17 protein-coding genes are annotated in these 18633 nt (G+C 65.4%); 7 read left to right on the top strand and 10 right to left on the bottom strand.

Annotation, left to right across the window (positions count from 1 at the left end; translation table 11 throughout):
- Together GGD65_RS22900 and GGD65_RS22895 are read right to left on the bottom strand one after the other, a co-directional pair.
- The gene (locus GGD65_RS22900) at positions 1-1905 is read right to left on the bottom strand and encodes a sensor domain-containing diguanylate cyclase (RefSeq protein ID WP_183236688.1); all 1905 of its coding nucleotides are present in this window, start codon (positions 1903-1905) and stop codon (positions 1-3) included.
- 173 nt (positions 1906-2078) lie between these two features.
- The gene (locus GGD65_RS22895; protein WP_018316283.1) at positions 2079-2300 is read right to left on the bottom strand and encodes a dodecin; all 222 of its coding nucleotides are present in this window, start codon (positions 2298-2300) and stop codon (positions 2079-2081) included.
- Positions 2301-2536: 236 nt separating this feature from the next.
- On the opposite strand from GGD65_RS22895, the gene GGD65_RS22890 reads away from it, so the two are divergent.
- On the top strand, positions 2537-3538 hold the full coding sequence (locus GGD65_RS22890) for a family 16 glycosylhydrolase (protein ID WP_183236687.1): 1002 nt from the start codon (positions 2537-2539) through the stop codon (positions 3536-3538).
- A gap of 2 nt (positions 3539-3540) precedes the next feature.
- On the top strand, positions 3541-5010 hold the full coding sequence (locus GGD65_RS22885) for a GH1 family beta-glucosidase (RefSeq protein ID WP_183236686.1): 1470 nt from the start codon (positions 3541-3543) through the stop codon (positions 5008-5010).
- 9 nt (positions 5011-5019) lie between these two features.
- On the opposite strand, the gene GGD65_RS22880 is transcribed toward GGD65_RS22885, so the two are convergent.
- The 6 genes from GGD65_RS22880 to GGD65_RS22855 form a co-directional block, all read right to left on the bottom strand.
- Positions 5020-5577: an HNH endonuclease gene (locus tag GGD65_RS22880; RefSeq protein WP_018316280.1), complete on the bottom strand. Its 558-nt coding sequence runs from the start codon at positions 5575-5577 to the stop codon at positions 5020-5022.
- 214 nt (positions 5578-5791) lie between these two features.
- Positions 5792-6769, bottom strand: a complete 978-nt coding sequence (locus tag GGD65_RS22875; RefSeq protein ID WP_183236685.1) for a peptidyl-alpha-hydroxyglycine alpha-amidating lyase family protein — start codon at positions 6767-6769, stop codon at positions 5792-5794.
- 53 nt (positions 6770-6822) lie between these two features.
- Positions 6823-8586, bottom strand: a complete 1764-nt coding sequence (locus tag GGD65_RS22870) for an NAD(P)/FAD-dependent oxidoreductase (RefSeq protein ID WP_183236684.1) — start codon at positions 8584-8586, stop codon at positions 6823-6825.
- A 167-nt stretch (positions 8587-8753) separates the two neighbouring features.
- Positions 8754-10280, bottom strand: a complete 1527-nt coding sequence (locus GGD65_RS22865) for an acyl-CoA synthetase (RefSeq protein WP_183236683.1) — start codon at positions 10278-10280, stop codon at positions 8754-8756.
- A 22-nt stretch (positions 10281-10302) separates the two neighbouring features.
- A complete protein-coding gene (locus GGD65_RS22860; protein WP_018316276.1) occupies positions 10303-11487 on the bottom strand; it encodes an ABC transporter substrate-binding protein in 1185 nt (394 codons plus the stop codon).
- A 35-nt stretch (positions 11488-11522) separates the two neighbouring features.
- Positions 11523-12497, bottom strand: a complete 975-nt coding sequence (locus GGD65_RS22855) for a nitronate monooxygenase family protein (RefSeq protein WP_026201640.1) — start codon at positions 12495-12497, stop codon at positions 11523-11525.
- Between the two features lie 179 nt (positions 12498-12676).
- Between GGD65_RS22855 and GGD65_RS22850 the strand changes: the two genes are divergently transcribed.
- Positions 12677-13564 carry a LysR family transcriptional regulator gene (locus tag GGD65_RS22850; RefSeq protein ID WP_183236682.1) on the top strand — a complete coding sequence of 296 codons (888 nt, stop codon included), beginning with the start codon at positions 12677-12679 and terminating at the stop codon, positions 13562-13564.
- A 31-nt stretch (positions 13565-13595) separates the two neighbouring features.
- Here GGD65_RS22850 and GGD65_RS22845 read toward each other — a convergent pair whose 3' ends face one another.
- The gene (locus GGD65_RS22845; RefSeq protein ID WP_183236681.1) at positions 13596-14249 is read right to left on the bottom strand and encodes a DNA-3-methyladenine glycosylase; all 654 of its coding nucleotides are present in this window, start codon (positions 14247-14249) and stop codon (positions 13596-13598) included.
- A gap of 122 nt (positions 14250-14371) precedes the next feature.
- Here GGD65_RS22845 and gluQRS point away from each other — a divergent pair, with 122 nt between their 5' ends.
- Both gluQRS and GGD65_RS22835 read left to right on the top strand, forming a co-directional pair.
- On the top strand, positions 14372-15244 hold the full coding sequence (gene gluQRS, locus GGD65_RS22840; protein WP_183236680.1) for a tRNA glutamyl-Q(34) synthetase GluQRS: 873 nt from the start codon (positions 14372-14374) through the stop codon (positions 15242-15244).
- A 104-nt stretch (positions 15245-15348) separates the two neighbouring features.
- Positions 15349-16629 carry an ATP-binding protein gene (locus GGD65_RS22835; protein WP_183236679.1) on the top strand — a complete coding sequence of 427 codons (1281 nt, stop codon included), beginning with the start codon at positions 15349-15351 and terminating at the stop codon, positions 16627-16629.
- Here the strand turns inward: GGD65_RS22835 and GGD65_RS22830 are convergent.
- On the bottom strand, positions 16556-17449 hold the full coding sequence (locus GGD65_RS22830; RefSeq protein WP_026201638.1) for a YihY/virulence factor BrkB family protein: 894 nt from the start codon (positions 17447-17449) through the stop codon (positions 16556-16558). The two genes, GGD65_RS22835 and GGD65_RS22830, sit on opposite strands and share 74 nt — an antisense overlap.
- A 233-nt stretch (positions 17450-17682) precedes the next feature.
- Here GGD65_RS22830 and GGD65_RS22825 point away from each other — a divergent pair, with 233 nt between their 5' ends.
- Both GGD65_RS22825 and GGD65_RS22820 read left to right on the top strand, forming a co-directional pair.
- Positions 17683-17877, top strand: a complete 195-nt coding sequence (locus GGD65_RS22825; protein WP_018316269.1) for a twin transmembrane helix small protein — start codon at positions 17683-17685, stop codon at positions 17875-17877.
- Positions 17878-17943: 66 nt separating this feature from the next.
- Positions 17944-18516, top strand: a complete 573-nt coding sequence (locus GGD65_RS22820) for a cob(I)yrinic acid a,c-diamide adenosyltransferase (protein WP_018316268.1) — start codon at positions 17944-17946, stop codon at positions 18514-18516.
- The last annotated feature ends 117 nt before the right edge of the window (positions 18517-18633 follow it).

Genomic DNA, 18633 nt, shown 5'->3' with positions numbered 1-18633 from the left:
TCACGCGGTCTTCGCGGGCCAGGGCACGACCTGTCCGGACATCACCAGCCGATCGCGGCCGCTGTCCTTCGCGGCATAGAGCGCACGATCAGCCGCGGCGACCAGCGTGCTGAAGTCCGTGGAGGTCAGGGACGGAACCCCGGTTGCGGCGCCGACGCTTACCGTGACCAGCCGGGAGGGCGGATTTTGCGCATGCAGCATGGCAAGATCGTGCAGCGCCTGGCGGACCGCTTCTGCGACCTCCACGCAGCCATCCGGGCCGGTGTTCGGCAACAACACGGCGAATTCCTCGCCGCCGTAGCGCGCCGCGAGGTCGGCGGGGCGCCTGGCCTGGGCGGACAGGATCCGGCCCAGCGCGCGCAGACACCCGTCGCCCGCCAGATGCCCGTAATGGTCGTTGAATTTCTTGAAATGATCGACGTCGATCAGCAGGAGCGAAAGCTGCGTGCCGTCGCGCCGGGCGCGCGCCCATTCCTCAGTGAGGCGTTCGTCGAATGCGCGCCGGTTGGCAAGGCCGGTGAGGCCGTCGGTCCTCGCAAGCGAAGCGAGCTTGTCCTGAAGATCCTTCTGCTCGGTTATGTCGCGCACGACCGCGACGACGCCGTCGATCGCGCCGCTGTCCGATGCCACCGTCACGTGCAGCGCCGCCTCCGCCCAGATCTCCCCTTTTTCGCGATGACGCTGGCGATAGACGAACCGCGCTTCCTCGGCCTCGCCGTTCTTCAGTGCCGTGATGGCCTGCTCGACCCGCTCCATGTCGTCGGCGTGAATGCCGGCCAGGGCCGACGAGTTCAGCAGTTCCTCGGCGGTCCAGCCGGTGATGCGCACGCATGACGGAGAGACGTAGAGTAGCCGGTTATCCAGCCCGATCCGGGTCACCATGTCGCTGGATTGCTCGGCCAGCAGGCGGAAATTGGCCTCCTTGGCGACCAGGGCCTGCGCCATGCGCTGCCGCTGCCAAAGCTGACGGACCAGGTAGGAGCCGATCACCGCGATCAGCAGGACGAGGCCGACGACGAAGGTGATGCGCGTGGCGGCGGCGCGTCGCCAGGGAGCCAGCACGTCGTCCCGAGACTTGCTCGCCAGCACCATCAGGGGATAGCGGCTGCTGCGCTGGTAGTAGCTCAGGCGCTGCACGCCATCGAGCGGCGACTTGAAATAATAGACCGCTTGGGCGGGGCGGCTTTGCCAGCTTTTGAACAAGGGCGCATTGGACAGGTCGCGTCCAACGAAGGCGCCGCTCTCGTCTCGGCTGCGTGCCAGCATGATGCCGCCATTGTTGAGCAGCGATACCGAGCCGTTCGGCCCGACGTCGAACCGCTCGTAGAATTTGACGAAATAGCTGACGTCGATGGTGAGCAGGGCAACGCCGGCGAAGCCGCCGTCGTGATCGTTGATCCGACGGGACGCCGTGATGATCCACTGGCCCCCGGAGCGGCTCTTGACGGGCGGGCCGATCAGCGTGCCCGTTGCCGGGGAGGCGCGATGGCGCTGGAAATACTCCCGGTCGCTGTTGTTGAGCTTGGAGAAGTCGAGGCGCTCGGTCGTGGCAAGCCACCGGCCCGTCGCGTCATAGACGAAGATGCCGCGAATGCGATCCGATGATTTGCGTGTCGGCAGATAGGCCTGGAGCTTTGTGATGGTGTCGGGGCCGGTTCCGTCGAGTTCGAGCCGGTGGACCAGCCCGACCAGGAGCGTATCGGCAAGCTCGAACGTATCGTCCGCGTGCTGGATCAGTGAATGTGCGAGGTTGGCGACGTCGATCTCGGCGTTCCTGAGGTCGACATTGCGAGCTTCCCATTCGCGCCAGGCGCTCAAGCCGAGGATCGTCACGCAAATCAGCGCAACGAAGCCCGCCGCCCAGAGCGGAAGACGCGCCTTGCCGAGTTCGCGGCTGGTGACCATCGGGCTTGCTCCAAATTGGGGCAAACCTCTCACTTTCGCCTTAACGGCCTATTGCAAAATCCGCGATGATTGTGCGGGGTCCGTAATCAACCGGAAGGATTGCCGATGTCGCCAGGGCTCGTCGGCGGAGCCACGCTACCGCAGTGCGACAGTTCCGTCTGCTGCCCGCCGCGTCATCCCTCCAGCGTGAAACCGACGCGCAGCGTCACCTGATAATGGCGCACGGCGCCGTTCTCGATGTGGCCGCGCGTCTGCACCACCTCGAACCATTTCATTTCGCGGATGGTCTTGGACGCGCGGCTGATCGCGTTCTTGATCGCGTCCTCGATCGAGGTTTCGGACGATCCGACGAGGTCCAGGATCTTGTAGACATGATCACTCTCGGTTGCGGCCATGGGTCTTCCCTTGTCTCATCTTGCAGCGGACAAACGCGCTCGATGGAACGTGCATGCGAGCGCATGGCGTTGACTCTGAACGGGCGTGGACGCTTCCGGTTCCCAGCGCCCGATGGCCCCGGAGCGGAGGCGAGAAATGGTTTTCAAATCGCCCGCCGGCGCTGGATGCCGCGGTTGCCCGCGCGAAGACGGATGAGCTAACCTCTGCGCATGTCGTGGCAGCTTCGAGTGCGGTGATGATCGACCGTTGGACGAGGGGCACCCTGGTTGCGATCGGCCTCGGCGTGCTGCCCGCGCCTTGTATGGCGCAGGATGAGCTCGATGGCGCGCCGGCGAGCATGTCGCTGCAGGTCACGACCGATCCTTCCACCATCGCGTGTCGCCGGCTCGATACGGTCAATCCGGCTTCGCTGGTGTTCCTGCCGCTGCGCCGGACTTTCAGCGAGGATTTCGACGAGCATCCGCTGTCGACGGGACGTTGGGTCCCGCATTATGCCGGCGGCGCGGCATGGCCGGAGGCGCGATATTGGGGTGGCGACGGCTCCGACTTCAAGCGCAAGACCAGCGCCAATGGCGAGCAGCAGATCTACGTCGACCCGCGCTATGCGGGCCGCGCGGCCGCGCCGCTCGGGCTCGATCCGTTCAGGGTGAAGGACGGCGTGCTATCGATCATCGCCAGCCGCACCCCGCCGGAATTGAAGCCGGTGCTGTTCAACAATGAGTACATCTCGGGCATCCTGACGACCCAGGGCACATTCGCCCAGAAGCACGGCTATTTCGAAATTCGCGCCAAGGTGCCGGTCGGCCACGCAGTGTGGCCGGCGTTCTGGATGCTGGCGGACGACGGCGGCTGGCCGCCGGAGGTCGACGTGCTGGAAGGCCGCGGCGAACGGCCGGGAGATCTGGTGATGACGACGCATTGGCGGATCCCCTCGACCCAGAAGATCCAGTCCTGCGGCTTCGATTTCGCGGTCGGCGACGCCTTGAGCGTATTCCACAATTACGGTGTGCTGTGGCAGGAGGATCGGCTGGTCTATTTCATCGACCGCAGGCCGGTCTCCGACATCAAGGTGCCGATCGGCTTCGATGATCCCATGTACATGATCGTCAATCTGGCGATCGGGTCGAAGTTTTTTCCGGGTGTCAGTCAGGTCGATGCGGAATCGCCAGCGAGTGTCGCGTTCGAGATCGACCGGATTTCCGTCTATCAGATCGATCTGGAGCTGGCACGGAGATAGCGATGCCAGCCGATGTCTCGCGGCGCCGTTTTGCCAAGCTCACGGGCCTCGCGGCGCTGGGCGTAGCCGCAGGTGTCCGGGCCGCGGAGAATGAAAAGTCCGCATCGACCGACCGGCACCTGCCGGCGCCGTTCCCGAAGGATTTTTTGTGGGGCACGGCGACCTCGTCCTACCAGATCGAAGGCGCGGTCGATGAGGACGGTCGCGGAAAGTCGATCTGGGATATTTTCAGCCACATCCCCGGCAACATCGAGGACGGCTCGACCGGCGACCGCGCCAACGAGCACTATCACCGCTACAAGGAGGACGTCGCGCTGATCAAGGCGCTTGGCGTCAGGGCCTACCGTTTCTCGATCGCGTGGCCGCGCGTGTTTCCGGAAGGTTTTGGCCAGCCCAACCCCAAGGGGCTCGATTTCTACGACCGTCTCGTCGACGAGCTGCTCGCGAACGGCATCGAACCATATGCCACGCTCTATCATTGGGACCTGCCGCAGGCGCTCCAGGACCGCGTCGGCGGCTGGTCGTCGAGCGACACCTCGAAGGCTTTTGCCGATTACGCTGCGCATGTCGCCGCGCGTCTGACCGATCGGGTGAAGAATATCTTCACCGTGAACGAGGTCGGGCGTTTCGTGAATTTCGGCTATGGCTGGGGCATCGATGCGCCCGGTCTCAAGCTGCCGACCGCGCAGCTCAATCAGGCGCGCCATCACGTCGCCTTGGCGCACGGGCTTGCCGTGCAGGCGATCCGCGCCTCCGGCCGCGCCGGCACCCGCGTCGGCCCGGCCGAGAACATCGCCGCCTGCGTGCCGGCGATCGCGACGCCGGAAAACATCCACGCCGCCGAGATCGCGACGCGCGAGCTCAACGCCGGCTTCCTCGGCGTGGTGCTGGAGGGCAAATACACCGAGGGCTTTTTGGCCTATGCCGGCGCGGATGCGCCGAAATTCACCGCCGAGCAACTGAAGATCATCGGCGCGCCGAACGATTTCGTCGGCCTCAACATTTACGCGCCGCAGTATTACGTCACGGCTTCCGACCGCGCGCCCGGCTTCCACGTGCTGCCGTTCCCCACCTCGTTCCCGCACATGAATTCGGAATGGCTGCGGATCGGCCCCGAAGTGATCTACTGGGCGCCGCGCCTCGCTGCAAAGATCTGGAACATCGAGAATATCTATATCAGCGAGAACGGCACCTCGTCCGAGGACAAGATCGCTGCCGACGGCCAGGTCTACGACCTCGACCGCATCATGTTCCTGCGCAACTATCTGACCCAGATGCAGCGCGCGACCGCCGAGGGCGTGCCGATCCGCGGCTACTTCCTCTGGAGCCTGATGGACAATTTCGAGTGGATCTTCGGCTACGGCAAGCGCTTCGGCCTCTACCGGGTCGATTTCGAGACCCAGGCAAGGCTGCCGAAGTTGAGCGCGGCGTTCTATCGCGACGTGGTGGCACGGAATGCGATCGGGGCGTGAGACCACACCCTACGGATCCAGCTCCGTATCCCAGTACAGATAGTCGAGCCAACTATCGTGCAGATAGTTCGGCGGGAACAGGCGGCCGTTGCGGTGAAGCTGGTGCACGGTCGGGGCGAAGGCGTGCTGGCGCGGAAACATTTTTGCCTGCACCGGCGTGAGATTGCCCTTGCGCAGGTTACACGGCGAGCATGCCGCGACCACGTTCTCCCAGGTGGTCTGGCCGCCTTTGCTGCGCGGGATGATGTGATCGAAGGTCAAGTCTTCGGGCGAGCCGCAATACTGGCAGGCGAAACGGTCGCGCAGGAAGACGTTGAACCGGGTGAAGGCCGGATGGGTGGTCGGCTTGACGAAGGATTTGAGCGAGACGACGCTCGGCAGCTGCATTTGCAGCGTGGGGCTATGAACCGCCTGATCGTAATGTGCGACGATGTTGACGCGATCGAGGAACACCGCCTTGATCGCGTCCTGCCACGACCAAAGAGACAGCGGGTAGTAACTCAGCGGCCGGAAGTCCGCATTCAGCACCAACACCGGCCAACTGCCTTGCGAGACATGTGCGTTCAAGTAACGCTCCCGGCCTCCAATATACGCTGCGAAGCAGCATGTACTGACATACTACATGCAGCGTGACGGGATTGTGAAGCCCGTTGAGCGACTTATTCAGGTGCAAGCAATGCGGCGCCGGGGTGGCGAAAGTGCTCAAAAAGCCGCGTTTTGGAGGAGGTACGCGGCTGGCTAGGAACCGCCGTGACCAGCGGCTCTTGGCCTGCTGCGGAAGCTACTCCCGTACCCGCTCCAGCTTCTGCAAGCACCGCGTCGCGCGCACCGCCGCCGGCATCTCCTCGTCGGGAAAGCTGGTGTCCCAGTTGGTCACGCCGACCTCGCCGACATAGATGTCGCCCCTGGAATCCAGCGCGATGCCGTGGGGCGCCAGGAACTTTCCGCTCGCAACACCCGGCCCTTCCTCGCCGCCGAGGCGCGCGATGCGCTTGCCCTTGGCGTCCACGATCGACAGCCGCGGGCCGAGATTAGGCACCTTGCGGTTGATGGCGAGGCCCGGGCCGAGCTCGCCGATCATGAAGGTCGGGCTTTTGCCCCCACCGCAGCAGCACAGCGCGCAGGGGCGGTGAAGGTTGTTCCACTGCGTCTCGTATTTGCCCTCGCCATCGAACACCTGCACCCGGTGGTTCTCGCGGTCGGCCACATAGACCCAGCCATCGGCATCGGTGGCAATATTGTGCACGATGTTGAACTGGCCGGGATCCGTGCCCGGCTCGCCCCAGCTCTTGAGCAGCTTTCCGTCCGGCGTGAACTTGTGCACGCGCGCATTGCCATAGCCGTCGGAGACGTAGATCTCGCCCTTCGGCGACAGCGCCGTGTGGGTGCAGCGGTGGAAGGGCTCGCCGCTCATGAACGGCGCCGGTTTCTCGGGGATGCCGATCGTCAGCAGCACCTTGCCGTCCGTGGTGCATTTGCGCACGGTGTGGTCGCCGTCATCGGTGCAGTAGAGATTGTCGTCGGCGTCGATATGCAGCCCGTGTGCGCGCGAGAACAGCCCTTCGCCCCAACTGCGCAGGAAATTGCCCTCGCGGTCGAGCACCACCATCGGGTGGGGGCCGCGGTTGAAGACGTAGACACGATCCTTGCTGTCGACCGCGACGGAGGCGACGTCGGTGAGCTGCCAGCCGTCGGGCAGTTTCGCGAAATTGTCGACAACGCGGTAGCGGTGCTCGCCGCTGCCGAGAATGGCTGGCATTGATCTCTCCTCTTGTCATTCCGGGCTCGCGCTACGCGCGCCCGGAATGACGGCTATATTCGCCCCAAGATCCTTTCCTCGATCGCCTTGATCTGCAGCGCGAGATATTTCGAGTTGATCCGGCATTGGGCGAGGCTGCCGGCGATGAACCAGAGCCCGGGCTGCCTGGTGCGCGCGTACATGTTGCGCAGCTCAAGACCATCGCCAAAGCCCCAGATCGACCCGACGCGGTCGGCGATGGCCTCGCCGAACAGTTTTCGCACCAGATATTCCTGCGGCTTGTAGCCGGTCGAGAGCACAATGAGGTCGGCGGGAAGGAGCGTGCCGTCCTTCATCCGTGCGCCCTCCTCGACGAAGCCCTCGATGTCGGCAAACTGCCTGAGCTTGATCGCGCCCTCGACGACCAGGTTGGAGCAGCCGACGTTGAAATAATAGCCGCCGCCGCGGGTGAGGTATTTGAACTGCCAGCCGGTGCCGGCCTCGCCGAAGTCGAGCTTGAAGCCGACGTGGGAGAGGCCGTCCAGCAGCTCCTTGTCGAGCTGCTTCGATTGCTCGGTCAGCATGACGTGCGTCTTCTTCGCCAGTGGCGTCGGCATCGAGGCCGCGATCAAATCATTATCCTCGAGCGTGCCTTCGTTGTAAGTCGCATAAGCGAGCTGTGCTGAGGGTTCGATATTGGTGACCAGCGTCGGCGAACGCTGCACCAGCGTCACCTCGGCGCCGCTGGAATGAAGGTCCTGCGCGATGTCGTGGCCGCTGTTGCCGGTGCCGATGACGATCGCGCGCTTGCCGGTCCAGCTCTCGCCATCCTCGTAGCGGCTGGAATGCAGCAGCGTTCCCTTGAAATTGTCGAGCGTCGGAATGGCAGGAATATTGGCGATGCCGCTGACGCCGGTTGCCATGATGACATGACGCGGATGCATGGTCCGCTTGCTGCCGTCGGTGCGGCGCAGTGTGACCGTCCAGCGTCCCTTCGCCTCGTCATAGGCGCCGCCTGCGAATTCGGTGCCGGTCCAGAAGTTCAGCTCCATGGCATCGACGTAGGCCTCGAACCAGTTGGCGAGCTTGTCCTTGGGGATATAGACCGGCCAGTTCGGCGGGAACGGCATGTAGGGCAGGTGATTGACCTGCACCTGGTTGTGCAGGGTGAGCGCATGATAACGCTTGCGCCAATTGTCGCCGATCCTCATCTCGCGATCGACGATCAGCGCGTCGACCTTGAGCTGCTTCAGCCGTGCTGCGATCGCGAGCCCGGCCTGGCCGCCGCCGACCACCAGCACGGCCGGATCGCGATCGGCGTAGTCGCGCGAGGCGTTGCGCAAATCGAGCCAGTTCGGCCCGCGGAAATCGCGGGAATAAGCCTGGCCGCGCGGTCGCGATGTGCCGAGCCGCTCCTCGAATCCTTTGAGCTCGTCAAGGGCGGTGAGCAGCGTCCACGCCTTCAGGCGGTCGCCGTCAGCGCTGTCGGGAATGAGCCGCAGGATACCGCTGCCACGCCCGGTCGCGGTTTCGAAATCGAAGATCGCTTCGATGTTATTGGTACCGGCGCGTGTCACCCAGCGCGGCGGCGCGCGGTTCGGCGCGATCTTGAAGTTGGTCGGTGCCGCCTTGGGCGCGAGCGCGGTCAGCGCTTGCGCAATCGTCTCGTGGCCGGGGATTGTTTGCAGGTTCCAGCTCAGCGCCAACACGTCGCGCCAAAAACTGTCGACGAGGAAGAGGCGGTCCAGCGTGGCGGGATCGGGCCTGCCCAGCGCGCGCTCGAATTCATCGAGCCAGGCCTGGGCGCAGGCGGATAGATCCTTGATCTTGTCGAGCATGCGCGACCTCTTGGCCGTCTTTCGCGGCGTTTCCTCTGAGATCGAACGCTATACGGTTTCCTCGCCCGCCAAAAGCTGCCGACCCGAGCGAGGCAGGCATGCAGCCCTGCTCGGGCGGAATATGGCCTGGCCCTCCACTCGTGCGCGGGACGCCGGCCGGTGAGGGTTTAAGCGCCGCCCGGACCGCGGCCGGTCCAATAGGGATCGCGCAGCTTGCGTTTGAAGATCTTTCCGGTCGCCTCCCGGGGCAGCGCATCCAGGAACCGGATCTCCTTCGGCACCTTGAAGTTCGCCAGCCGCTCGCGCAGAAAAGCCTGCACTGAGGCGGCGGAGAGCTGCTCGCCGGTGTCGGGCTCGATGCAGGCACAGAGCCGCTCGCCATATTCCGGGTCGGGAATGCCGAACACGGCGCAATCGCGCACGCCGGGCATGCCGATCAGCACGTTCTCGATCTCGGCGGGATAGATGTTGACGCCGCCCGATATCACCATGTCGCGCTTGCGGTCGCACAGGAACAGATAGCCGTCCTCGTCGAGATAGCCGACGTCGCCGACGCTGACGAGGCCGTCGCGCCCCGCCTCGGCGCGCGCCTGCGCCTTGCCGTGATAATCGAAATCGGGCACCGCCGTCTGACGCATGTAGATTTCGCCGACCTCGTCGGCGTTGCACGGGCTGCCGTCGTCGCGGAAGATCCTGACGATGCCGCCTTCGATGGCGCGGCCGACGGTGCCGGGCTTCTTCAGCGCCTCCTCGGCGGAGTGCCACACCGGGATCCCGGTCTCGGTCGAGCCGAAATACTCGTTGATGACCGGCCCCCACCAATCGATCATCGCCTTCTTCACCTCGGGCGGGCAGGGCGCAGCGCCGTGCACGACGAAGCGCAGCGACGACAGGTCGTAGCGACGCCTGACCGTCTCGGGCAGCCGCAGCAGCCGCACGAACATGGTGGGGACCATGTGGATGTGCGTCACGCGGTGACGCTCGATCAGCGCCAGCAGCTCCTCCGCATCGAACCGCGGCTGGAGGATGATGGTACAGCCATTGCGGAACGCCATCATGCCGTAGGAATGCGGCGCCGAGTGATACATCGGCCCGTTGATCAGCACGATTTGGTTGTCCCGCGGCTTGATGCCATAGGCGATGGCGCCGACGCGTTCGGAGGCGGCCGCCTGCTCGGGCTGCATCGGCATGCGCCGCACGCCCTTCGGCATCCCGGTCGTGCCCGACGTGTAGATCATTGCCGCGGCCCGGCGCGGCGGTTCCTGAGCTTCCACCTGGCCGTCGCGCCAGCGGTCCCAATCGGTCAGTCCGGCGGGGATTTGCGTCAGAGCGGCGGGCACGGCGAACGTTGTCGCCAGTTCGGGCGGCGTCTGGACCACAAGAAGACGGACGTCCTCCGGCACGCCGTCACGAATCTGCGGCAGCAGGTCGGCGTGGCAGACCAGGATCTTCGCGCCGCTGTCGGTCAGGATGTAGCGGACCTCCTCGGCCTTGAGATGCCAGTTGATCGGCACCACCGGGCTGCCGAGGGCGGCGGAGGCCGCAACCACCTCGAACAGGGCGAAGTCGTTGCGCAGCATCATCGCAACCGGTGCGGCCTCGGCAAGGCCCAGGGCGCGGAATCCGCTTGCCGCCCGCCTGATGCGTGACTGGATCTCGTCATAGCTGATCCGGCGCTCGCCGCTGATGATCATGGCGTGTCCTTCCCGCGCGAGCCTAGCGATCGTCCAGCACGTCGCCGAAGCCGACCCAGCTCTTGCCGTTGAAGCGGCGGAGCTGAAGCTGCTGGAACGGCAGATAATCGTCGGGACCGGTCGTAACCGATATTCCTGGTAGCAGCAGCGGCAGCTTCACCTCCTTCAGCGAGGCCGCCTGGCGCATGATGTTGTCGCGGCTGACATCATCCTTGCACGCCTTCAGCACCGTCATCAGCAGCGTCGCATAGTGGTAGCCGGCGGCGTAGTTGGAGTTGGAAAGGTCGGCGTTCGGCATGTATTGCTTCATGAAGGCAAAATACTCCCTCACGCCGGGATCGTTGGCCCATTGCGGGTCCATTGTATCCTTCTGGTTGCTCGACGAGATCAGGCCGACGGCGTTGTCGAGCCCGGCCGGCTCCAGGAACGAAATCGACGAAGCCGAGGTCGGCACGAAGAACAGCTCGGGCTTCCAGCCGATCTCGGCCACGCCCTTGACCATCTGCGAGGTGAACTTTCCGAGCACGACGCCGAACAGCACGTTGGCGCCCGAGGCCTTCAGGGTCGAGAGCTGCGAGCTGATCGTCGGCGCGCTGGTCTCGTAGGTCTGCTCCGCGATGATCATGCCGGCCGCCTTGGCTCCGAGCGCGCGCTTGAAGCCTGCGACATAGTCGCGACCGAAATCATCGTTCTGCGCCAGGATCGCGATCCTGGCGTCGGGCTTGGTCTGCAGAATGTATTTGGCATAGACCACGCCCTCGGATTCGTAGGCCGCCATCCCCGGCATCGTCCACGGATTCTTCTGCGGCTCGGCCCATTTTGTGGCGCCCGAGAGCACGAACAGCTGCGGCACCTTCTTGGCGTTGAGATAGCGCTGCACGGCGCTGTTGGTGGCGGTGCCGAGCGAGCCGAACATCATCAGCACCTCGTCCTGCTCGACCAGCTTGCGGGTCTGCTCGACCGTCTTCGGCGGCGAATAGGCGTCGTCCAGCGTGATGAACTTGACCTTGCGGCCGCTGATGCCGCCTTCGGCATTGATCTTCTCGAAGAACGCTTCCTGTGTCCGCCCGATCGCGCCGAAGCCGGAGGCCGGGCCGCTATAGGGCAGGGTCTGCCCGATGCGGATCTCGGCGCTGCCCTCGGCGTGGGCGCTGGCGGCGCCGAGCGTCAGCAACGACATGCCGATCAATGCGGCTGCGAGCTTCATGGTGTCCTCCCGTTTTTTCTTGTCAGTCCGAGACGTCAGGCGCTGGCGCGGAGCAGGAAATCCTGGCGGGCCTGATCGAACTCCGCCTTCATCCGGTCGACCAGGTCGGCCACGGGCGGCGCGTCGGTGATCTGGCCGATGCCCTGGCCCGAACCCCAGATGTCGCGCCAGGCCTTTGATTTCGTGTTGCCGCCGGAGCCGAAATTCATCTTCGTCTTGTCGGCCACCGGCAGATTGTCCGGATCGAGTCCCGCGGCGGCGATGGAGGGGCCGAGATAGTTGCCGTGCACGCCGGTGAACAGGTTGGTGTAGACGATGTCGTGCGCGGCATGCTGCGTCAGCGCGGCCTTGTAGGCTTCGTCGGCGTTGGCTTCCCTGGTCGCGATGAAGCGCGTGCCGATATAGGCGAGGTCGGCGCCCAGCGTCAGCGCGGAGGCGATGCCGAAGCCGTCGCTGATCGCGCCTGACAGCAGGATCGTGCCCTTGAACCATTGCTTGACCTCGCGCACCAGCGCGAAGGGCGACAGCGTTCCGGCATGCCCGCCGGCGCCCGCGCAGACCAGGATCAGGCCGTCGACGCCGTGCTCAGCCGCTTTCCGCGCATGCTTGACGTTGATGACGTCGTGGAAAACTAGCCCGCCGTAGGAATGCGCGGCCTCGACGATCTCCGCCGGCGGCCGCAGCGAGGTGATGATGATGGGGACGCGATGTTTCACGCAGGTCTCCATGTCCTTCATCAGGCGGTCGTTGGAGGCGTGGCAAATCTGGTTGACCGCGTAGGGCGCGACCTTCCTGCCCGGATTGAGCGATTTGTATTGGCCGAGCTCGTCCTCGATGCGGCTCAGCCATTCGTCGAGCTTCTCGACCGGACGGGCATTGAGCGCCGGAAACGAGCCGACGACGCCCGCCTTGCACTGGGCGATCACCAGCTCTGGTCCGGAGACGATGAAGAGCGGCGAGCCCACCACGGGCAGCGCGAGCGAATCCTTCAAGAGAGCGGGCAGCGCCATCATGTCCTCCTCGAAAACGCGGCTCCGCCGGCGGGCGGATGACGAGGCGTTTCCCTGTTGATTGTCGCGCGGGCGATTGCCGCCCGTGTTGCGGGTTTGAACCCACTATAAGGTTGGACGGCGCGCTCCGATCGTTCAATAATGAACGGATAGTCATTCAGATATGAACGGAGGGCCGATTGGACTGGGATCTCTGCAAGACCTTCGTCGCGGTCGCCGATACCGGAAGCTTCACCGCCGCCGCCCGCCGGCTCCGCACCAGCCATCCCACCGTCAGCCGCGAGATCGCGGCGCTGGAAGCTCAGCTCGGCACCAGACTGGTGGCGCGCGCCGCCGACGGCCTGGCACTGACCGCGGACGGACGGACATTGCGCGAGCACGCCGAGGCCATGGCGGCGGCGGCGCTGCGGGCCGAGACCGCGGTCGCGGCCGGAGGACACAAGGCACGCGGCATCGTCAAGCTTTCGATCGGCGCGACGCTGGCCTCGCATTGGCTGATGCCGCGCCTGCCTGCCTTTCTGCGTGCGCATGACCATGTCCAGCTCGAGATCATCACCCACCCGTTTCCGGCGAGTGTGCGCCGGCGTGAGGCGGACGTGGTGCTGAGGCCTTTCGACAGCGGCGAGGAAAACCTGGTCGGCCGCAAGATCGGCCGCCTTGGGACCGGATTCTATGCCTCGCGCGATTATGCCGCGGGGCGGTCCTTGCCCGAACGGCGCGGCGAGTGGAAGGAGCATAGCGTCGTCGGCTTCGCCGACCAGGCGTCCAACGCGCAGCTTGCGCGCTGGAGCGACGTCGTCACCCGGCAGGCCAGGGTGGTGATGCGCTGCTCTTCCCAGGGCGACATGCTGGCAGCGGTCCGCGCCGGGATTGGGATCTCGGCGCTCTCCTGCTTCGTCGCGGAAAGCTATCCCGACCTCGTGCGCGTCGCCCCGCAAAAGCTCGCCAGCGTGGCGGACCTTTGGCTGCTTGCCCATCCCGACCTCGTCGAGCTTCCGGCGGTGCGCGCCGTCGTGGATTTCGTCGCCGAATGCGCCCGGGCCGACCGCGCGAGGCTGCGGGGCTAGGCATGATCCTGAAAAGTGCGCAGCGGTTTCTTTAGCCCGAGCCGGCGAGCACGCCCTCGCGCTTCTTCACCGCGCGATAATAGCTCCACCACAAATGCGCCGCCGCGCCGCGCAGGGGACGCCAGGGCTCGGCGAGCGGCGCCATCTGCTTTTCCGTCGGCCTTGCCTGAAGGCCGAGCCCGACGCGGATAGCCTCCTGCACGGCGAGGTCGCCGGCGGGCCAGGCATCGCCATGGCCGAGGCAGAACAACAGATAGACGTCCGCGGTCCAGGGGCCGATTCCGGGCAGCGCGATCAGCGTGTGATGCGCGGCGTCGGCGTCTTCCTCGGCGAGCACCTCGAGGTTCAGCCGCTGCGCGCCGATCTCGCGCGCGAGATGCTTCAGCGTCTTGATCTTGGCGGCCGACAGGCCGAGCCGTCCCAGCCGGTCAGTGCGAGCCCGGCGCACCGCGTCGTGGTCAAACGGATCGAAGGCGGCCGACAACCGTCCCCAGATTGCCGCGGCGCTCGCGGTCGAGAGCTGCTGGCCGCAGACGATGTGGGCAAGGCCCGCAAAACCCGGCTCGCGCCGCCGCAGCGCCGGCATGCCCGCGATCTCGAACACGGGTTTGAGGCGCGGGTCGCGCTTGATCAGCGCTTGGACGGCCTCTTCGAGATCGGATTGGGTTTCGAGATGGATGGTCATGCGATCGGCAAGTTCTCTTCGACGTCATGCGCGGGCTTGACCCGCGCATCCATCTCCTATCGTAACAGAGTCCTTGGAAGATGGATGGCCGGGTCGAGCCCGGCCATGACGAGATTCATGTGATGGCACCACCCGTTTTCCGATTCGCCCCGAGCCCGAACGGCCACCTCCATCTCGGCCACGCCTATTCCGCACTGCTGAATTTCGACCGCGCGCGCGAGACCGGCGGCCGCTTGTTGCTGCGGATCGAGGACATCGATGCGACGCGCTGTCGGCCGGAATTCGAGGCGGCGATCTACGAGGATCTGGCCTGGCTCGGGATCAACTGGGAGACGCCGGTGCGGCGGCAGTCGGAGCATCTCGCTGATTATCGCGCCGCGCTGGACAAGCTGTCGGCGCTTGGGCTCATCTATCCCGCCTTCGAAAGCCGCGCCGAGATCGCAAAGCTCGTCTCCGCGCGCGAGGCTGACGGGCCGTGGCCCCGCGATCCCGATGGCGCGCCGCTCTATCCCGGCGATGCGAAATCGCTCTCAGCTTCCGAGCGCGACCGGCTCATGGCTTCGGGCGTGCCCTACGCGCTGCGGCTCGACATGGCGGCCGCCTGTCGGCGCGTCGCCGGCCTGACCTGGAATGAGCTGGGCGAGGGGCCTGATGGCGAGCGCGGCACGGTCCCGGCGCGGCCCGAGGCCTGGGGTGACGTCATCCTGGCGCGCAAGGAGACGCCGACCAGCTACCACCTGTCCGTCGTCGTCGATGACGCGCTCCAGGGCGTCAGCGAGATCGTGCGTGGCCAGGACCTGTTTCACGCCACCGCCGTCCACCGCCTGCTCCGGGTCCTGCTCGGCCTGCCCGAACCCGCCTACCGCCATCACCGGCTGATTTGCGACAGCGACGGGCGGAAGCTGTCGAAATCGAGCCGCTCGACCGGTCTGCGCGCCTTGCGCGCGGCCGGCATCACGCCTGCCGGCATCCGTCAGCTGGTGGGATTAGATTAAGTTTCTCTGGGGGTTAGCCAAACGCCGCCGTGACTCCGGGGGTTCCGCCGTGCCATGCTTGGCCGACAGCCCGGGGTTCGAAGGGGATACTTCGAAGGGGATTTATGGCGGCGAAAACGCGCCCAGCGCGCACCACGCGGACGTCCAGGCGACCGCCTCGGAAGCGGTCCGGGACGGCCGGCGGGTTGCGCAAGCGCAGCACAAAGGCGGTCGCCCCGGACGTGGTCCAGGCGGCGCTCGCCGCCTTTGCCCATGAGGTCCGCACCCCCCTGACCGGCATTCTGGCGATCAGCGACCTGCTTGCGACCTCCGATCTCGGCGAGCGGGAACGGCGCTGGGCCGACACCATCAAGGCCGGCGCCGAGCATCTGGCGAGCCTTGCCACGCTGTTCGTGGATGCCGCCCGAACCGGCAAGGGGGCCGGAAAGGGCGGAGGGACGCTGCGGCAGGACCTGTTCGATCTGCGCACGCTCGCCCGCAGCGCCGGGGATTCGCTGGCCGGCCGCGCCGCCGCCAAGGGTCTCCTGGCCCAGGTCGAGATCTCCGACAAGCTCCCCGGCCTCGTGGTCGGCGATCCCGTCCGCCTGCGCGCCGCGCTCGAGAACCTGATCGACAATGCCGTGAAGTTCACCGACCAGGGCGGCGTGGCACTCGAGGTCGCGCCCTGGCGTCCAGCCAAAGGCAAAGCGAAGGGCAAGCCAAAAGAGAAGGGCAGGGTCGGCGTCGCCTTCGCGGTGTCCGACAGCGGCATCGGTCTGACCATGGCCGAGATCAAGCGGCTGTTCCGCCCGTTCACCCAGGCCAATGTCACCATCGCCTCGCGCTTCGGCGGCGCTGGCTTGGGCCTGTCCTCGGTCAAGCAATTGGCGCGCGCGATGGGGGGCGACATCACCGTCGCCCCACGCCGGGGCGGTGGTGCTACCTTCACGCTGACGGTGTCGCTCGATGCGGCCGGACCGCGCAAATCCCGCAAGGCGAAGGGCGAAACCGAGGCGGATGTGGCCGCGGCGCTGCGCGTCCTCAGCGTCGAGGACAATCCGTTCGGCCGCGTCGTGCTCAACACGATTCTGACCGAGCTCGGCCATCATGCCGAGTTCATCGGGCGCGGCGAGGACGCCGTCGGCCGGCTGGCGCAAGGCGCGTTCGATGCGGTGCTGATGGATATGGTGCTGCCGGGCATCGACGGCGTCGAGGCCATCAGGCGGATCCGCACCATGGAGGCCCCGCTGGCTCAGATCCCGATCATCGGGGTGTCCGGCCGCGGCGAGGACGAGGCGGCCTCGCGCGAGGCCGGTGCCGACGCCTTCCTGGTCAAGCCTGTGTCTCCGCGGGCGCTAGCGACTGCGCTGCTTGAAGCGACACGCCGTGAGGAAGCCGCGACTTGATGATCGCGGCGTTGAGCTCGCCGCCGTAAACGAAGATCGCGGCGATGAAATACAGGAACACCAGCGCGATGATGACCGAGGCGAGCCCCGCATACATGGTCACGTAATTGTTGGCGAAGCGCGCCAGATATTGCCCGAACACGATGCCTGATATCAGCGACGCCACGATGGTGAAGACGATGCCGGGAAGGATCTGGAAGAAGCCCCGCCGTCCAGCCGGCAGCCAGGCATGCAGGATGATCAGCGCCACCACCAGCGCACCGATGGTGATGCCGTAGCGGAGCCAGGTCAGGATGCTCTCGTTGGATTCGACGAACAGCGGGATGTGGCGCCGCGCCGCCTCGATCAGGAGCGGACCGAGCACGATCAGGAACGCCATGGCGAGCGCGGTGAAGGCAGCAATCAGCGTGTAGACAATCGATTCCAGCCGCAGCCAGTACCAGCGCCGCATCTCCACCACCGCATAGGCGCGGTTGAGTGCGACCCGGAGGGCCTCGACGCCGTTGGAGGCGAAATAGACCGACAGCGCCGCGCCGATGGTCAGAATGCCGGTGCGGGTCGTGGTCAGCACGTCATGCACCTCGCCCGAGATCGAATCGGCGACCTGCTTGGGCCAGATTTGCAGCATCAGGCTGGCGGCCTGGTCGGCGAGTTCCTTGGAGCCGAAGAAGCCCGCGAGCGAGGTCAGCACGATCAGGAACGGGAACAGCGCCATCAACGTCGACAGCGCGATATGGCTCGCGATCGCCCAGCCGTCGTCGGCCAGGAACGTGTAGAACGCATCCTCCAAGACGCAGTAAATGTAGCGGATGGCTTTCAAATGGCACCTACACCGCTGCCCGCTCTCCCCGCACGTAGGGAGAGGTCAGGAGAATAGGCAATGGGCGCAAATCGGAAATCATCGCAATACCATCTGATATTCTTGCCCCAAAAGCCAGTTCGCGAAGCGTCTCGCTGTCATTCCGGGCTCGACGCTTCGCATCGCCCCGGAATGACGCCGGAGGCTGCCGCGGCACCATGGCGGACCGGCGCGCACGGTGTTATCACCCCCCAATGGCATCTCTCCTGACGACTTTCATCCTGCCGGCGGCAGCCGGCGCCGTGGCGTTGGTGCTGCTGCTCGGGCTCATCAACATGATGCGCGGCGGCTCGCCCAACATTTCGCAGAAGCTGATGCGCTGGCGCGTGCTGCTGCAATTCGTGGCGATCATCATCGCGATGCTCGCGGTCTGGGCGATGGGGCGTTAGGGCATGATCCGGAAAAGTGTGAAGCGGTTTTCCGACAGGATCATGCCCCAAAATTAAGAGTCTCCTATGGTCGTACTGAATCGCATCTACACCAAGACCGGTGACGACGGCACGACAGCGCTCGGAACCGGCGAGCGGCGTCCGAAATACGATCTGCGCATCGAGGCCTATGGCACCGTCGACGAGACCAACGCCGCGATCGGCGTGGTCAGGCTCCACACCGCGGACATGCCCGAGCTCGACGTGATGCTCGGCCGCATCCAGAACGACCTGTTCGATCTCGGCGCCGACCTTGCGGTGCCCGAGCGTGAGGGCAAGGCGGAGCGGCTGCGGGTGGTGGCGAGCCAGGTCGAGCGGCTCGAGCGCGACATCGACGCGCTCAACGACAAGCTCGCGCCGCTGACCTCCTTCGTGCTTCCCGGCGGCACGCCGACTGCGGCCTATCTCCACGTGGCGCGCACGATATGCCGCAGGGCGGAACGGGTGATCGTGGAACTGGCGGCGCAACCCGGGGAGCAGGTCAGCGCGGCTGGCATCCAATATATGAATCGCCTGTCGGACTTCCTGTTCGTGGCCAGCCGGGCCGCCAACGGGAACGGCGCCGGCGACGTGCTTTGGGTTCCGGGCCAGAACCGCTGACCTACCGTGCCCTCTGCATTTCAGAAGGCCGAAATTAGACTCGTTCGCGCGTTGACCGGGGCAGATCGGGCCTTTAGGTTCCGCGCCAGTTGATAACCCCCCTCCCAAGTTGAGTGA

This window comes from Bradyrhizobium sp. CIR18 (genome assembly GCF_014198295.1).
GTDB lineage: Bacteria > Pseudomonadota > Alphaproteobacteria > Rhizobiales > Xanthobacteraceae > Bradyrhizobium.
This window is presented reverse-complemented; position numbering and strand designations above follow the sequence as displayed.

Bases quoted from the DNA above. Each gene is read 5' to 3' on its own strand.
- GGD65_RS22885 (WP_183236686.1), top strand. From the start codon at position 3,541: ATGCCAGCCGATGTCTCGCGGCGCCGTTTTGCCAAGCTCACGGGCCTC.
- GGD65_RS22900 (WP_183236688.1), bottom strand. From the start codon at position 1,905: ATGGTCACCAGCCGCGAACTCGGCAAGGCGCGTCTTCCGCTCTGGGCG.
- GGD65_RS22865 (WP_183236683.1), bottom strand. From the start codon at position 10,280: ATGATCATCAGCGGCGAGCGCCGGATCAGCTATGACGAGATCCAGTCA.
- GGD65_RS22820 (WP_018316268.1), top strand. From the start codon at position 17,944: ATGGTCGTACTGAATCGCATCTACACCAAGACCGGTGACGACGGCACG.
- GGD65_RS22825 (WP_018316269.1), top strand. From the start codon at position 17,683: ATGGCATCTCTCCTGACGACTTTCATCCTGCCGGCGGCAGCCGGCGCC.
- GGD65_RS22890 (WP_183236687.1), top strand. From the start codon at position 2,537: ATGATCGACCGTTGGACGAGGGGCACCCTGGTTGCGATCGGCCTCGGC.
- GGD65_RS22855 (WP_026201640.1), bottom strand. From the start codon at position 12,497: ATGGCGCTGCCCGCTCTCTTGAAGGATTCGCTCGCGCTGCCCGTGGTG.
- gluQRS (WP_183236680.1), top strand. From the start codon at position 14,372: ATGGCACCACCCGTTTTCCGATTCGCCCCGAGCCCGAACGGCCACCTC.
- GGD65_RS22845 (WP_183236681.1), bottom strand. From the start codon at position 14,249: ATGACCATCCATCTCGAAACCCAATCCGATCTCGAAGAGGCCGTCCAA.
- GGD65_RS22870 (WP_183236684.1), bottom strand. From the start codon at position 8,586: ATGCTCGACAAGATCAAGGATCTATCCGCCTGCGCCCAGGCCTGGCTC.
- GGD65_RS22860 (WP_018316276.1), bottom strand. From the start codon at position 11,487: ATGAAGCTCGCAGCCGCATTGATCGGCATGTCGTTGCTGACGCTCGGC.
- GGD65_RS22895 (WP_018316283.1), bottom strand. From the start codon at position 2,300: ATGGCCGCAACCGAGAGTGATCATGTCTACAAGATCCTGGACCTCGTC.
- GGD65_RS22835 (WP_183236679.1), top strand. From the start codon at position 15,349: ATGGCGGCGAAAACGCGCCCAGCGCGCACCACGCGGACGTCCAGGCGA.
- GGD65_RS22875 (WP_183236685.1), bottom strand. From the start codon at position 6,769: ATGCCAGCCATTCTCGGCAGCGGCGAGCACCGCTACCGCGTTGTCGAC.